Annotated in this window: 9 protein-coding genes; 3 read left to right on the forward strand and 6 right to left on the reverse strand. The window is 61.4% G+C overall.

Translation table 11 applies throughout. The features are described from left to right. Positions 1–297: 297 nt before the first annotated feature. The 4 genes from C3Y91_RS02785 to C3Y91_RS02800 form a co-directional block, all read right to left on the reverse strand. On the reverse strand, positions 298–2,637 hold the full coding sequence (locus C3Y91_RS02785; protein WP_018070372.1) for a transglycosylase domain-containing protein: 2,340 nt from the start codon (positions 2,635–2,637) through the stop codon (positions 298–300). A 210-nt stretch (positions 2,638–2,847) separates the two neighbouring features. After that, positions 2,848–3,069, reverse strand: coding sequence for a hypothetical protein (locus tag C3Y91_RS02790; protein WP_018070371.1), 222 nt, complete (start codon positions 3,067–3,069; stop codon positions 2,848–2,850). Between the two features lie 547 nt (positions 3,070–3,616). Next, entirely contained in the window at positions 3,617–4,285 is a 669-nt protein-coding gene (locus C3Y91_RS02795) for an SH3 domain-containing protein (protein ID WP_130656730.1), read from the reverse strand. 379 nt (positions 4,286–4,664) lie between these two features. After that, positions 4,665–6,053 (reverse strand): dipeptidase, encoded by a 1,389-nt coding sequence (locus C3Y91_RS02800; RefSeq protein WP_130656731.1) that lies wholly within the window; start codon positions 6,051–6,053, stop codon positions 4,665–4,667. 214 nt (positions 6,054–6,267) lie between these two features. Here C3Y91_RS02800 and C3Y91_RS02805 point away from each other — a divergent pair, with 214 nt between their 5' ends. Further along, the gene (locus tag C3Y91_RS02805; RefSeq protein WP_168574949.1) at positions 6,268–8,652 is read left to right on the forward strand and encodes a bifunctional diguanylate cyclase/phosphodiesterase; all 2,385 of its coding nucleotides are present in this window, start codon (positions 6,268–6,270) and stop codon (positions 8,650–8,652) included. A 110-nt stretch (positions 8,653–8,762) separates the two neighbouring features. Here the strand turns inward: C3Y91_RS02805 and C3Y91_RS02810 are convergent, their stop codons facing one another. Further along, positions 8,763–9,179, reverse strand: a complete 417-nt coding sequence (locus C3Y91_RS02810; RefSeq protein ID WP_003544385.1) for a MarR family winged helix-turn-helix transcriptional regulator — start codon at positions 9,177–9,179, stop codon at positions 8,763–8,765. A gap of 543 nt (positions 9,180–9,722) precedes the next feature. Here C3Y91_RS02810 and polA point away from each other — a divergent pair. Continuing rightward, entirely contained in the window at positions 9,723–12,722 is a 3,000-nt protein-coding gene (polA, locus tag C3Y91_RS02815) for a DNA polymerase I (protein ID WP_130656733.1), read from the forward strand. Between the two features lie 275 nt (positions 12,723–12,997). Further along, complete coding sequence (locus tag C3Y91_RS02820; RefSeq protein WP_024323187.1) at positions 12,998–15,340, forward strand: DNA translocase FtsK; 2,343 nt, start codon at positions 12,998–13,000, stop codon at positions 15,338–15,340. A gap of 37 nt (positions 15,341–15,377) precedes the next feature. Here the strand turns inward: C3Y91_RS02820 and C3Y91_RS02825 are convergent, their stop codons facing one another. Then, positions 15,378–15,881 carry a GrpB family protein gene (locus C3Y91_RS02825; RefSeq protein WP_168574950.1) on the reverse strand — a complete coding sequence of 168 codons (504 nt, stop codon included), beginning with the start codon at positions 15,879–15,881 and terminating at the stop codon, positions 15,378–15,380. Between the last annotated feature and the right edge of the window lie 6 nt (positions 15,882–15,887).

Genomic DNA, 15,887 nt, shown 5'->3' on the forward strand with positions numbered 1-15,887 from the left:
GCAATCGTGATTGCGGTGATGCGGCGTATATAAGGAGCGGTTTTCTGGACTGCAAGGCGAGAAATGCCCCGGAATCCAGCAAAACGAATGTGTTGCGTTCAATTTTTACAGTAGCCGGGAAAGAGGTCGCCCCATGTTCGGAAAGCGGCCGTATTTTACGGCATGTCGCGCAAAACTGTGCGGCGGTTTTGCGACCACGACATGCGTAAAACAAAGACCTGAAGCGCGAGGCGCGAATCTGAAAGATCGCGACGCGCTTAAGGGCATCGGGCTTGTGCGGGGCATTCAGCAAAGATCTCACTGGCCCATGATCAGATCGAGCAGCGTCGTGCGCCGCGGCTGGACGGAAGAGGTTGTCTGCGCGCCCCCGACATCGCCGGGTGGAACCATGCCCTCGTAGTTCGCACCCCCGCCTTCGGCAATGTCTGCGGGCGGAACCGGGCCGCCATTGCCGGAGCTTGCCCCCTGCTGCCGGGCAGGCGCTTGCGGATAGCGGTTTGCATTGTCGTTGCCGCCGAAGACGCCGGAAATAATGCCGCCGATCGTCGAAGGCGGCGCCTCGGCCGTCATCGGTTGCCCGTTGCCCAACGGCCCATTGCCCGGTGCCTCAGCCATCGGCTGACCGTTGTTCGGATCGGCGATCAACTGGCCGTTGCCGAAGAGCGGCGCCGGCGAAAGCCCCTTGTGGGCGGCGATCATGAATTCCTTCCAGGCCTTGGCCGGCAAGCCGCCGCCGGTCACCTTCTTCATCGGCTTGCCGTCGTCATTGCCGAACCAGACGCCGGTGGTGAGGTTGCTGGTGAAACCGACGAAGAGCGCGTCGCGCGAATTCTGCGTCGTGCCGGTCTTTCCCGCCGCCTGCCAACCGGGGATCTTGGCGCTCTTGCCGGTGCCGCTCTCGATGACGCCCATCATCATCGTATCCATCTGGGCGGCAATCTGCTCGGAGAGCACGCGCGGCGGGCTGTCATAGGTATTTTCGTAGAGAACCTTGCCTTCGGCGGTCGTCACCCGGCGGATGACATGCGGCGTTGCCTTGTAGCCGCCGTTCATGAAGGCGGCATAGGAGGCGGTGAGTTCCATCAGCGACACTTCCGAGGTGCCGAGCGCGATCGAGGCATTCGGCTGCAGCTCGCTTTCAATGCCGAGCCGGTGGGCGAGCTTGATCACCTGATCCGGCCCGTCATACATCACCAGCTGCGCAGCCACCGTATTCAGCGATTTGGCAAGCGCGGTCGCCAGCGTCACCTCGCCATTGTATTTCTTCTCGTAATTTTCGGGCGTCCAGTCGCCGATCCGGATCGGCGCGTCATTGAACACCGAATAGGGCGTCAGCCCCTTCTCGAGTGCGGCAGCATAGACGAAGGGCTTGAACGACGAACCCGGCTGGCGTTTGGCCTTGACGGCGCGGTTGAACTGGCTTGTCGCATAGTCCCTGCCGCCGACCAGCGCCCGGATCGCGCCGGTGCCGTCGATCGAGACGAGGGCCGCCTGCGAGGCGTCGAGCTTGCCGCCCTCCTTGTCGAGGACGTCGACCAGCGATTGCTCGGCCTTCTTTTCCAGCGACTTGTCGATGGTCGTATCGACGATGACGTCTTCCTTGACGTCGCCGATCAGACCCGGCAGCTCGTCCATCACCATGTCGGCGACATAGTGCCCGGCGCCCGACCAGTAGCTCTTGGCCGAAGCCGGGGTCTGCGACATCGCCGTCTTGACTTCGGAATCGGTGATGAAACCCTGCTCGCGCATCGCCGCGAGCACGAGCTGGGCGCGCGCATTCGCCGCGTCCGCATCGCGGGCCGGCGAGAGCCGCGACGGCGCCTTGAGCAGGCCGGCCAGCACCGCGGCCTCGCCGAGGTTCACGTCACGCGCCGATTTATTGAAGTAGCGACGTGAGGCCGCCTCGACGCCATAGGCGTTCGATCCGAAGAACACCCGGTTGAGATACATGGCAAGGATCTGGTCCTTGGTGTATTTCTGCTCCAGCCAGAGAGACAGCAGCACCTCTTGCACCTTGCGTTCCAGCGTTCTCTCAGGGGAGAGGAAGAGGTTCTTGGCAAGCTGCTGCGTCAGCGTCGAGCCGCCCTGGACCATGTGACCAGCCGTGAGATTGGTCACGACAGCCCGGCCGAGGCCGAGCGGATCGACGCCGAAATGCGAATAGAATCGCCGATCTTCGATGGCGATGACGGCTTCCGGAATATAGGGCGACATGTTTTCGAGCGACAGCGCCTCGCCGCCGGTGGCGCCGCGATTGGCAATGACGCTGCCGTCGACGGCGGTGATCTTCACGTTCGGCGGCCGCTCCGGGATCGCCCATGTGCTGGCGCTCGGCATGCGCGAGCCATAATAGACCACGAGCCCGGCAACGCCGATGCCCGCCCAGATGAAAAGCACGACGCACCAGTAGATCACGCGGCGCAGGAAGCCGAAAAAGCCGCCGCCTTCGCGCTCTTGCGGCTCGCGCTTCCGCCGGGGGGCGGCACGTTGCGGCGGGGGATTCGAGCCGCCGCGGCGCTGGGATCGGCCTCCGGCAATGCGGTCGTCGGCATCGAGCGAGAATTCGTCATCGTCGCGTGCCGGGCGGCCGCTGAAGGACGGTTCTATTCTGTCGCCTGATCTGCCTCTGCCTGCCATCGCGGACCGGTCGCACCCCATGTTCGATCGCGAAGCCAGCTTCGCATAACGGTGCTCTTCTCCAGCGCCGCGCGTCTTTTCAGATGCGCGAAGGACGCTGGAGCACTTTGAGTGCCGCCGTGATCATCCGACTGAACTGTAAATGCGGCGATTTAACGGGGTATTAATAATGGAAAGTAAAGCAGATCGCGCCGGGCGACAGCATTGCCTTCAGAACTGCCGGGCCTCGTAATCGTCGAGCGTTTCCGGGTCCTGCTTATATTCCCACTCGCCCAGATGAAAGCGGCGCCAGATCTGGCCGGAAGGGTTGAGGTTCGCCCCATCGGTGAGGCGTACAGGCAGGAGTGGGTTGTGTTTATGCCAAATGGTAACATCGGTAGCGGCTGCCCGAGGGGCGAAAAGCCCGAAGAAAGCCAGGTAGTCTTGCGTCATCAGGGTCCAGCCTCGAACGGATTAAAATCAATCCGCAACTTCACAAAACTGCAATAAAGAATCCCGCAAAACAAGAGCCTCGCGATGGCTTCACATCAAATTGTCGGTGACCGTGTCCGAGGATCGATGCTTCCCCCGCGTTTCCTGTCTTGCGCTCGCCGGCGAAGCGGCGCGCGTCGTGAAAACAAAGACCCGCAGTCTGTGGCGCGAGTTACGTGCGATACGACATAGATTACCGCGCCGCGCGTCTTTTCGAGAGGCGCAAGAGATGCTGTAACACTTTGAATTTCTGGATAATTTTATCCTTAAATTCGATTCCGATGTAAGGAATTGTGCAGGAGGCGGAACCAATAGGCTTCGCGATTGTTTATGGAGAAGCGGGACAACCCCTCACGTCCCGCGAATGATCGGCCGTCTCCCCTCAACACGCGCCGATCGACATCAGGCCCGGTGCATCCCTCCCAAGGGAGCGCCGGGCTTTTTCTTGGGTGTTTGCCTTTGGCTTGGCAAACCTCAAAAGAGGACGGCGTGCCGTCCCCCTTCTGTTTCATTCGTCGCAGGAGGGATCGCCGGGGCGGCAATCAAAGTTCCTGCGGTCAGGCCTGCGATCATCGCCTCTCCGGTCGTCCCTCTGCCGTTCACCTCTTTGCCGATCGTCCCTTTGCCGATCGTCCCTTTGATTGTCGTCGCGCCAGTCACGATCGCGATCGCGCCCATCTCGGTCGCCATCCCGCTCGCGCCAGTTACGGTCACGATCCCGGTTATCCCGATCGCGGTCACGATCCCGATTGTCGCGGTCGCGGTAGTAATAATCCGGGCCGCGGCTCCAGCGGTCACGGTCGCGATAGAAATCGCGGTTGCGGTAGTAACGGTCCCAATAATTGTCGACGCTGAACCGAATCATCGGAATGCCGAGCGGACGGTAGTATTGCGGGCCGACATAGACGCGGCGCTGCTGGTAGAGGGCCTGCACGTACTGGCCGGAAACCCAGCCGCGGCCGCCGTAGAATTCCACGTCGCACCAGTTGACGTCGGAAAGGCATCCGCGGATCTCAACGGAAGAACCGGTCGGGATGACCGCGACGGCGGGATAACGGGTGCTCGGACCCGCACGCATGTTGACGTTCGCCGTCGAGTAGCCCTCGGCAGCCTGCGCTATGGCAGGCGCCAGCATAAGCAGGCCGACCGCTGCGATTTTAACAAAGAGATTTTTCACGCTTCTCAGTCCTTGTTGGCACGTTTTTCAGGCAGCGCTTGGCCGCGTTTCCTTGGCATATGCCATTGAAACAAAAGATAGAGCGATCGCCCCCAGGTGTTTAGGGCGTTGTTATTCGTCTTATCTTTCAATGGCTTATATATCGCCCGCGATGAACGCAGCTTGAACGGCGAAATGTCGGACAGCGCCTTGGAGCCGCGAGTGGTGCTTCCGACAAAGGGTAGGCACTGTTAACGGTTGGTTAACCTTTCGGCGGCAGTCTCATTGCAATACCCGCTTGCTCCTTGACCACGGATGAACTGGCACTGAGATGAGCGGATGACGAAAGGCCGGGTCGAACCGGCCTTTTTGTTTTTTGCGATTCTGCCTGGCACGTCTTTCAGGCGGCCAGCGCCTGAAGAATCCGCACCCAGGAGCGGATGCCCTTGTGGTAGGAGACGAGCTCGTATTTCTCGTTCGGCGAGTGGATGCGGTCATCGCTGAGGCCGAAGCCGACGAGCAGCGATTCCATGCCGAGCATCTTCTGGAAATCCCCGACGATCGGGATCGACCCGCCCATGCCGATGACGATGGCGGGTTTCGGCCACTCGTCGGAAAGCGCGTTCTTCGCCTTGGTCAGAACAGGCGAATCATAAGAGAGGTGGATCGCTGGCGAGCCGCCATGCGGATGGAACTCGACCGAGCAATCGGCGGGAATATTCGAGCTGATATAGCTGCGGAAAGCCTCGCGGATGGCGGCCGGATCCTGCGTGCCGACGAGGCGGAACGAAACCTTGGCCGAAGCCTTGGCGGCGATCACCGTCTTGAAGCCTTCGCCGGTATAGCCGCCCCAGATGCCGTTGATTTCGGCGGTCGGCCGCGCCCAGGTGAGTTCCAGCACCGAGCGGCCCTTTTCGCCGGATGGGATAGAGAGGCCGACTTCGCCGAGGAAGCTCTCCGCGGTCTTGCCGAGCGTCTCCCATGACGCCTTGATGTTGTCGGGCGTTTCCTCGACGCCATCATAGAAGCCGTCAAGCGTGATGCGGCCCGTCTCGTCATGCAGACCGGCAAGAGCCTCGACGAGAATATGGATCGGATTGGCCGCCGCGCCGCCGAAGAGGCCGGAATGCAGGTCGCGGTCGGCGGCCGTCACGATCACTTCCTCGCCGACGAGGCCGCGCAGCGCTGCGGCGATCGCCGGCGTGTCGCGGTCCCACATGCCGGTATCGCAGACCAGCGCATAATCGGCCTTGAGTTCGGCGGCATTGGCTTGGAGGAAGGGCTTCAATGATGGCGAGCCGGATTCCTCTTCGCCCTCGAACAGAATGGTGACGCGGCAGGGAAGCGCGCCGTTGATCTCCTTATAGGCGCGGCAAGCCTCGACGAAGGTCATCAGCTGGCCCTTGTCGTCGGAGGTGCCGCGGCCGGTCAGGATCTTGCGGCCCTCGCCGACATCCTTGATCGACGGCTCGAAGGGGTCGTTTTCCCAGAGCTCGATCGGGTCGACCGGCTGAACGTCGTAATGGCCGTAGAAGAGAACATGCGGCGCATCGGCGGAAGCGCCGGCATGGTGCGCGACCACCATCGGATGGCCGGGCGTATCGCGGACCGAGCCCGTAAAGCCGAGCCTTTCAAGATAGGCGACGAGCCATTCTGCAGCCTTTCGGCATTCGGCCTTATAGGCGGGATCGGTGGAAATCGACTGAATGCGCAGAAGCTCGAACAGCTTGTCGAGGCTCGATGGAAGGTTCTGGTCCGCGCGCGCAAGCACCTGACGTAGATCGGTCATTTTCGACTCCTTTTTGAAAATCGGCCGGACGATAGACCAAACCAGAAAGGCAGGCGAGGCGGAAAAACAAAAAATCGGCGGCGGGAAAGACCGGCGGGGCATGGACTAATATCAGGAAGATTTGCTGGATAATATAAAAGAGAATTCTAATTCAATTTACAGTTATTTAGTACAACCTAAATAGCCTGACCGAATTCAGCTGTGCGAGGTTCGGATGTTTTCGGTCATTACATGTATTCGGGACAACCACGATTGGCGGCTGGTGCTTGCGGCCGCCGCCGTCTGCCTGGTCGGCGCTATGGCGGCCATGCTGCTGCTTTCCCGCGCCCAGGAATGCGACGCCGGGCGGCGCAAGCTCTGGATCGGCGCCTCGGCTTTCGCTTTCGGTACCGGCGTATGGGCAACGCACTTCATCGCGATGCTGGCCTATGACGGCGGCATGCCGATCGGCTACCAACTGGGCCTGACGACGCTTTCTTTCCTCCTGTCGGTTGTCGGTTCGTGGGCGGCGATCCTCGTTGCTTCGGAAAGCCGCGGCAGGTTTTCTCGCATCCGCGGCGGCGCCCTGATGGCGCTCGGCATCGCCTCCATGCACCTGACCGGCATGCAGGCGATCGAAACGCAGGCTGTCATCCTTTATGATCCCTTGATGACGCTGAGTGCGGTTCTCGCGGGAGCGCTGTTGTCGAGCGCCGCCTTCCACGCCTTTTTCCAATTGAAGGGACTGAGGCGGCTCCTCGCCTCGTCAATCACTTTCGTCCTCGCGATCTGCGCTCTCCATTTCATCTCGATGGCCAGCATCACGCTCGTGCCGGATCCCGGCAAAGAGCTTCCGGCAACGGTGCTCGACGCCAGCCTCCTTGCTGCGATCGTCGTGGTGGCGGCGACGACGCTCATTCTGATTGCGCTCGCGGTGGTCTTTATCGAAAGCCATCTGACGGATCTGAGGGGGCTCGCGAATGCCTCGCAGGAAGGGCTGCTGATCCTGCGGGAAGGCCGGATCATCGACGCCAATGAACGCTTCCAGGAGCTTTCCGGCTGGAAGCTTGCCGGTCTTGCCGGCAAGGCGCCCTCGGCTGTTTTGACCGCTTTTCAGGGGACTGGGCAGAACAGACCCAGCGAGACGCTGCTCAACACCAGGGACGGCGGGGAGATCGCCGTCGAAGTGACAGCGAGCAGGATCGTCTATCGCGGGCACAATTGCGAGGTGCTGGCGGTGCGTGATCTCACCGAGCGCAGGCAGGCCGAGGAGATGATCGAGCATCTCGCCCACCACGACGTGCTCACCGATCTGCCGAACAGGTCGCTGTTCGATACCCGCATCCGGCAGGCGCTGCAGATGGCCGAACGAAAGAACAGCGAGGTTGCCCTCTTCTATCTCGACCTCGATCGCTTCAAGGCCGTCAACGATATCTTCGGCCATGCCGAAGGCGACCGTATTCTCCGCAAGGTCGCCTCGATCCTGCGCCGCGTGGCCGATGAAAGCGATACGATCGCCCGCCTCGGCGGCGATGAATTCGCCATCATTCAGCTCGCCGGACAGCAGCCGGCGGCGGCCCAAAAGCTTGCGGCTGATATCCTTGGCGAATTCGCCGCCGAGATGGACACGGCGCGCGACCCGACCGCCGTCGGCGTCAGCGTCGGCATCGCACTCTATCCCGCGGATGGCGCTGCTGCTGAAGAACTCTGCAACAATGCCGATACTGCACTCTACCGCGTCAAGCATGACGGTCGCGGCAAGGTCTGTTTCTTCGACGCGGAAATGGATAAGGCGGCACGGAACCGCCGCCAGATCGAAAGCGAACTGCGTCATGCGATCATCCGCAACCAGATCCACGTCAGCTATCAGCCGATCCTCGATGCGCTGAGCGGCGAGATCGGCGGCTACGAGGCCCTGATGCGCTGGAACCGGCCAGGTCACGGCTTGACCGAGCCCGATATCTTCATCCCGATCGCCGAGGAAAGCGGCTCGATCGTCCAACTCGGCGAATGGGTGTTGCAGCAGGCCTGCAGGGAGGCTGTGCGCTGGCCGCTGCCGTTGATGATCGCCGTCAATCTCTCGCCGGTGCAATTCATGCTGCCGAACCTCTGCGAGCGGATCGAGGCGATCCTCGCCGAAACCGGGCTTGCGCCCGGCCGGCTGGAGCTCGAGATCACCGAGGCGGCCCTCATTCGCGATCGCGACCGGGTGATGACGACGCTGCTGCGGCTGCACAAGCTGGGCGTGCACATCGTCATGGATGATTTCGGCACCGGTTTTTCCTCGCTTTCCAACCTGCGTTCATTCCCTTTCGACAAGATCAAGGTCGACCGCAGTTTCACCGGCGTGCTGGAACATGATGCGGGGGCGCGCTCGATCGTGCGCGCCATCATCGGCCTTGGTCATAGCCTCGGAATGCCTGTCGTGACGGAGGGCGTGGAAACCGAGATGCAGCGCCGGATCGTCGTCGAGGAAGGCTGCGCGCAAGTGCAGGGCCTTTTACTCGGCAAGCCGGATATCGAGCCGAGCATCAAGCTTGCCGCCCACGAAAACGTCCTGACCGCGCAGATGAAAACCGGCGTGTCGTCATTGCGACGCGCACATGGTGCTGGCGAGTGATCTTACAGCGCCGCGCGTCTTTTCAGACGCGCAAAGGACGCTGTAACACTTTTAGACTGCTGCATAATTTTATCCTTAAATCGATTCCGATTTAAGGAATTATGCAGTGGTCAGAGCGCCTTGGCGTTTTCCAGAAGCCGGCGGATATATTCGAGTGTCAGCTCGCGCTCGAAAACTCGAAAACCTTTAAACAGCGCCAGGTCGGCCTCACGCGCGGTCTCGATCGCTTCGGCCTCCATGGCGCGGGCGCGCGGCGTCAGGAAGAGCAGTTGCGCCCGCTTGTCGGACGGATGCGGCCGCCGTTCGATCAACCCGTCGCGCACCATGCGCGAAAGCGTGTTGGCCATGGTCGCCTGCTCAATATCGACCCGCTCGAGAAGCTGTTTCTGGGTCAGCCCGTCCTCGGCCCAGAGTTCCAGCAGAATGGGGAACTGGCCCGGAGAAAAACCGAGCCCGACCGCGCGCTGGTGCAGCGAGCGGGCAAAACCCTTCGCCAGCTGGCTGGCAAGGTAGGCTCCCGAATCCATGCGGTTAAATCCCATGATTGCAAGTTAGGCTCAAAACCATGCCGGAGACAATGCAGCAAATCGCATACGATGCTCCATAACATGCAAGCGGCGATCAGAATTTCGAGTGTCTCGAAAAAACAAAAGTCGCCATGGCCTGGAGGTTGGCCATGGCGACTTTAAAGTGGGGACAAAGGCCCGGAGAGGGGGATAAGGCCTTTGTCCAAGCCTGACGCGGCGGGGGACAAGCCGGTAATCAGACCCGCGGCGCAATCAAGCGCCGGTGACATGGATTTGTGCCTCAGAATGTGGTTTTTCAAGGGAGGGCCATCGTTACAAATCGGTAACAGTTTGGTGAGCCGGAATCCCGGCTGCAGGATTCCGGGAATCGGAATCGCTTGAAGGATAAAATTATGCAGCAACGCCAAGTGCTCAGCGTTCTCTGCGCGTCCGAAAAGACGCGCGGCGCTGTGACGCTCCGAACGCCATAATCCTTTTCGCGCGCCGAACTTTATGCCGAACTCTATATGGACCTCGTCCCATGCCCGCGCTATCCATGCACGCATGAAAAAAGGCGATCACCTCTTCCTAGTCGATGGTTCCGGATTCATCTTCCGGGCGTTTCATGCATTACCGCCGCTGACCCGCAAGACCGACGGCCTGCCGATCGGCGCCGTTTCCGGTTTCTGCAACATGTTGTGGAAACTGCTGAGGGATGCACGCAATACCGATGTCGGCGTGACGCCGACACATCTTGCCGTCATCTTCGATTATTCCGCCAAGACGTTTCGCAAGGATCTCTACGACGCCTACAAGGCGAACCGCTCCGCTCCGCCGGAAGAGCTCATCCCGCAATTCGGCCTTATAAGAGAGGCGACCCGCGCCTTCAATCTGCCCTGCATCGAGACCGAAGGCTTCGAGGCCGACGACATCATCGCCACCTATGCCCGCCAGGCCGAAGCGACCGGCGCCGATGTCACCGTCGTCTCCTCCGACAAGGATCTGATGCAGCTCGTCAGCCCCAATGTCCACATGTATGACAGCATGAAGGACAAGCAGATCGGCATTCCCGATGTCATCGAGAAATGGGGCGTGCCGCCGGAAAAGATGATCGACCTGCAGGCGATGACCGGTGATTCCGTCGACAACGTTCCCGGCATTCCCGGCATCGGCCCGAAAACCGCAGCCCAGCTCCTCGAGGAATACGGCGATCTCGACACCCTGCTCGAACGCGCCACCGAGATCAAACAGGTCAAACGCCGCGAGACGATCCTCGCCAATATCGACATGGCCAGGCTCTCGCGCGACCTCGTGCGGTTGCGCACCGATGTGCCGCTCGATCTCGATCTCGACGCGCTGGTGCTGGAACCGCAGAATGGCCCGAAGCTGATCGGCTTCCTCAAGACGATGGAATTCACCACGCTGACGCGCCGTGTCGCCGAAGCCTGCGATTGCGATGCGAGCGCCATCGAACCGGCGATCGTTCGCATCGAATGGGGTGAGGCTGCCCGCGGCCCGGATCTCGATGCGGCCGAGCCTGAGCCCGTTGCCGGCGGCATCCCTGACGTCTCGGGCGAATCCATGCCGGTGCCGCCGCGTGCGAAAGCGAAGACCGCTGTCGAGGGCGCCTTTTCGCCCGCCGATCTTGCCAAGGCGCGGGCCGAAGCCTTTGCGACGCTGCCCTTCGATCATTCCGCCTATGTCACGATCCGCGATCTGGCGACGCTCGACCGCTGGATCGCCGATGCGCGCGCTACCGGCCTCGTTGCTTTCGATACCGAGACCACGTCGCTGGATGCGATGCAGGCCGAGCTTGTCGGCTTTTCGCTGGCGATCGCTGATAATACGGCCAATCCCACCGGCACGAAGATCCGCGCCGCCTATGTGCCGCTCGTCCACAAGAACGGCGTCGGCGATCTGCTCGGCGGCGGCCTTGCCGAAAACCAGATTCCCATGGGCGATGCCCTGCCACGGCTGAAGGCATTGCTGGAAGACGAATCGGTTCTCAAGGTCGCCCAGAACCTGAAATACGATTACCTGCTGATGAAGCGCTACGGCATCGAGACCAGAAGTTTCGACGACACGATGCTGATCTCCTACGTGCTCGACGCCGGCACCGGCGCGCATGGCATGGACCCGCTCTCGGAAAAGTTCCTCGGCCATACGCCGATCCCCTACAAGGACGTGGCGGGCAGCGGCAAGGCGAACGTCACCTTCGATCTGGTCGATATCGACCGCGCCACCCATTATGCCGCCGAAGATGCCGACGTGACGCTGCGCCTCTGGCTGGTGCTGAAGCCGCGGCTGGCGGCGGCGGGATTGACCAGCGTCTATGAACGGCTGGAGCGGCCGCTATTGCCGGTGCTGGCGCGCATGGAAGCGCGCGGCATCACCGTCGACCGGCAGATCCTGTCGCGCCTGTCCGGCGAGCTGGCCCAGAGTGCAGCAAGGCTGGAGGACGAGATTTACGTGCTGGCTGGCGAGCGTTTCAATATCGGTTCGCCGAAGCAGCTGGGCGATATCCTGTTCGGCAAGATGGGCCTTTCCGGCGGCAGCAAGACGAAGACAGGCCAATGGTCCACCTCCGCCCAGGTGCTCGAGGATCTGGCCGCCGCCGGTTTCGAATTGCCGCGCAAGATCGTCGACTGGCGCCAAGTTACCAAGCTGAAATCCACCTATACCGACGCGCTTCCGGGTTACGTTCACCCCGAGACAAAGCGGGTCCACACCTCCTACTCGCTGGCATCGACGACCACGGGGCGCCTGTCCTCGTCGGAGCCGAACCTGCAGAACATTCCGGTGCGCACCGCAGAAGGCCGCAAGATCCGCACCGCCTTCATCTCGACGCCTGGCCACAAGCTGATCTCCGCCGACTACAGCCAGATCGAACTGCGCGTGCTTGCCCATGTGGCCGAGATCCCGCAATTGACCAAGGCCTTCGAAGATGGCGTCGACATCCACGCCATGACCGCGTCGGAAATGTTCGGCGTTCCGGTGGAAGGCATGCCGGGCGAGGTGCGCCGCCGCGCCAAGGCGATCAATTTCGGCATCATCTACGGCATCTCGGCCTTCGGCCTTGCCAATCAGCTTTCGATCGAGCGTTCGGAAGCCGGCGACTACATCAAGAAGTATTTCGAGCGTTTCCCCGGCATCCGCGACTATATGGAAAGCCGGAAGGCCATGGCGCGCGACAAGGGTTACGTCGAAACGATCTTCGGTCGCCGCATCAACTATCCCGAAATCCGCTCGTCCAATCCATCCGTACGCGCATTCAACGAACGTGCGGCGATCAATGCGCCCATCCAGGGCTCGGCTGCCGACGTCATCCGCCGGGCGATGATCAAGATAGAGCCGGCGCTTGTTGAAGTCGGCCTTGCCGATCGCGTCCGCATGCTGCTGCAGGTGCACGATGAACTCATCTTCGAGGTCGAGGACGGGGATGTCGAAAAGGCGATGCCGGTCATCGTCTCGGTCATGGAAAACGCCACCATGCCGGCGCTGGAAATGCGCGTGCCGCTGAGGGTCGATGCCCGCGCCGCCACCAATTGGGACGAGGCGCACTAAAGCATGTCGCGCAAAACTGTGCAGCGGTTTTGCGACAACGACATGCGTGGAAATAAAACCTAAAGCGCGACGAGCGAATCTGAAAGATTGCGACGCGCTTTAGAGCGCCTCGCCAAAATTGGCAAAGATTTTTCTCACTGCCAGAACTCATTGAAAGTGCAGCGATTTATCTCCAGGAGTCGTATCGGAACGATACGGCAGGAAGGAACTTATTAACCTTCCTTTTCTATCCCGGTAGGGTCGTAATTTGCAAAGCATGAGTGAGTAGCGGACGCATGCGTTTTCCCAGAACCAATTTGACGGATGCCGGAGATTTTTCCAGCGAGATTGAAACGGACCTTCCGGCGGAAAACCCAGGGGAGAAGCCGGCGGCACCCATCTGGCAGAGCAACTTTTCCCTCGCGCCGAATGTCCGTTTCACCCGCACGCCGGAAACGCTGATCAGCAAGCGGCGCGCGCCGAATGAGCCCGTTCGCGATGATTCGCAGATTGGACAGCAGGCGATACGGATAGAGCCGGTTGCCGTCGACGTGCCGTTCGATATCTATCTGCCCGAGCCGGACGAAATTTCCGCAGCACCGCACAGGGTTGAACTGCAGCAGTCACCTTTGCCTGACGTGCCGGGCGCGCCCGCCTTCCGCGCCAGCGCCGAGCTTTCCTCCATTTCGGATTTCGCCTTCTGGGAAGTCATGGCCTTCGAAGAGACGCCGGTTCGCGCGCCTTCCTTGATCTCGTTCCCGAAGACCGAGGCCTCGCCCGAATCGATCACGTCGCTGTTCCGGATCATGGAATGGCGCCCCGGCCGGCCGGCCCCTGCTCCCGTCACCTCCCGCGCGGTCCCGCAGCCCGCCGCGATCTCCGCAAAGGTTGCTGTGCGCCCTCCGGCCGCCCCGTCCCTGGAAAGGCCCAGGCGCATCGCTGTCGAGGCACCGGTCATGCCGGCACCTCAAGCGGCGCCAACCCCCCAGGTCGCGCCAGCCCCTCAAATTGCATCAGCACCTCAGGCTGCGCCGGCGCCGCAGCGCACCCCGCCTGTCGCCGCGGTTCTGCCGTCGCCGCGCCTGGCCGCGAGGCCCGAAAGGATCGACGCATCCGGCTATGAATTCCCGCCGCGCGCCCTTCTGCAGGAACCGCCGGAACGCCTCGGCGAGATCATGTCGCAGGAGACGCTGGAGCAGAATGCCGGGCTTCTGGAAAGCGTGCTGGAGGATTTCGGCATCAAGGGCGAGATCATCCATGTCCGCCCCGGCCCTGTCGTCACCCTCTATGAATTCGAGCCGGCGCCGGGCGTGAAATCGTCGCGCGTCATCGGCCTTGCCGACGATATCGCCCGCTCGATGTCGGCGCTTTCGGCCCGTGTTGCCGTCGTCCCCGGCCGCAACGTCATCGGCATCGAATTGCCGAATGTGACACGTGAAACCGTCTATTTCCGCGAGATGATCGAAAGCCAGGATTTCGAGAAGAGCGGTTACAAGCTGGCGCTCGGCCTCGGCAAGACCATCGGCGGCGAGCCTGTCATTGCCGAACTCGCCAAGATGCCTCATCTGCTCGTCGCCGGCACCACCGGTTCCGGCAAGTCGGTCGCGATCAACACGATGATCCTGTCGCTGCTCTACCGCATGACGCCGGAACAATGCCGCCTGATCATGGTCGACCCGAAGATGCTCGAACTGTCAGTCTATGACGGCATCCCGCATCTGCTGACGCCCGTCGTCACCGATCCGAAGAAGGCGGTCATGGCGCTGAAATGGGCCGTGCGCGAAATGGAGGAGCGCTATCGCAAGATGTCGCGCCTCGGTGTCCGCAACATCGACGGTTACAACGACCGCGTCGCCCAGGCCCGCGAAAAGGGCGAGACCATCCATGTCATGGTCCAGGTCGGCTTCGACAAGGGCACCGGCACTCCGATCGAGGAAAGCCAGGCGCTGGACCTGACGCCGATGCCCTATATCGTTGTCATCGTCGATGAGATGGCCGACCTGATGATGGTCGCCGGCAAGGATATCGAAGGCGCGATCCAGCGCCTCGCCCAGATGGCGCGAGCCGCCGGCATCCATCTGATCATGGCGACACAGCGTCCGTCGGTCGACGTCATCACCGGCACGATCAAGGCAAACTTCCCGACCCGCATCTCCTTCCAGGTGACCTCGAAGATCGACAGCCGCACCATTCTCGGCGAACAGGGCGCTGAACAGCTGCTCGGTCAGGGAGATATGCTGCATATGCAGGGCGGCGGGCGGATTTCCCGTGTTCACGGTCCCTTCGTCTCGGATGTCGAGGTCGAAAAGGTCGTTGCCCATCTGAAAACCCAAGGCCGTCCGGAATATCTCGACACTGTCACCGCCGACGAGGAGGAAGAGACGGAAGAGGAAGAAGCCGGCGCCGTTTTCGACAAGAGCGCCATGGCCTCGGAGGATGGCAACGAGCTTTACGAACAGGCGGTCAAGGTCGTCATGCGCGACAAGAAATGCTCGACGTCCTACATCCAGCGCCGCCTCGGCATCGGCTATAACCGCGCCGCCTCGCTGGTGGAACGCATGGAGAAGGAAGGTCTGGTCGGTCCGGCCAATCACGTCGGCAAGCGCGAGATCGTATCGGGACGGGGCGATGGCGATTAATCGATAATGGCATGGAGTGCACTGCGCGCACTCCATTTCATGTCCTCAAGGCAGCCAGCCGAACCGTCTCGCTGACAAACGCGGTCTTTCCGCCGGTATAAAAATCCCAATCGCGGCTTGCCTCCGCAGCCAGCCTGCGTTTCAGATCGGCATAGGCCCTGGCCCTCTCGGGATGATCCCGGAGATAATCGCGAAACAGAATGCGCTCCCGATGCGCGCGATTATTGGGTCCGCAAAGATAGAGCCTGAAGCCATAAGCTTGATGATCGCGGGTGAAAGCCCATCGTTGCTCTCCAGTATCGCCGTGGAAGACGAAATCGGCCGCGCGCACCACCTCGATCGCCGCCGGCAGGAACGCGTCGGATATCATCACGGCATCGAGGTCGATCTTCGGCTTGGCCGCCAGGCCAGGCACCGAGGTGCTGCCGATATGATCGATGGAAAGCAGGCGGTCGCCGAGCAAGGCGGAGACCTCGGCGCTGATTTCGGCAAAGAGCCGCGGCCAGCAAGGATCGTAGTCGACCACCTTGATAGCACGCATGCCCTT

It is taken from the genome of Rhizobium ruizarguesonis (assembly GCF_012349115.1).
Classification (GTDB): domain Bacteria; phylum Pseudomonadota; class Alphaproteobacteria; order Rhizobiales; family Rhizobiaceae; genus Rhizobium; species Rhizobium ruizarguesonis.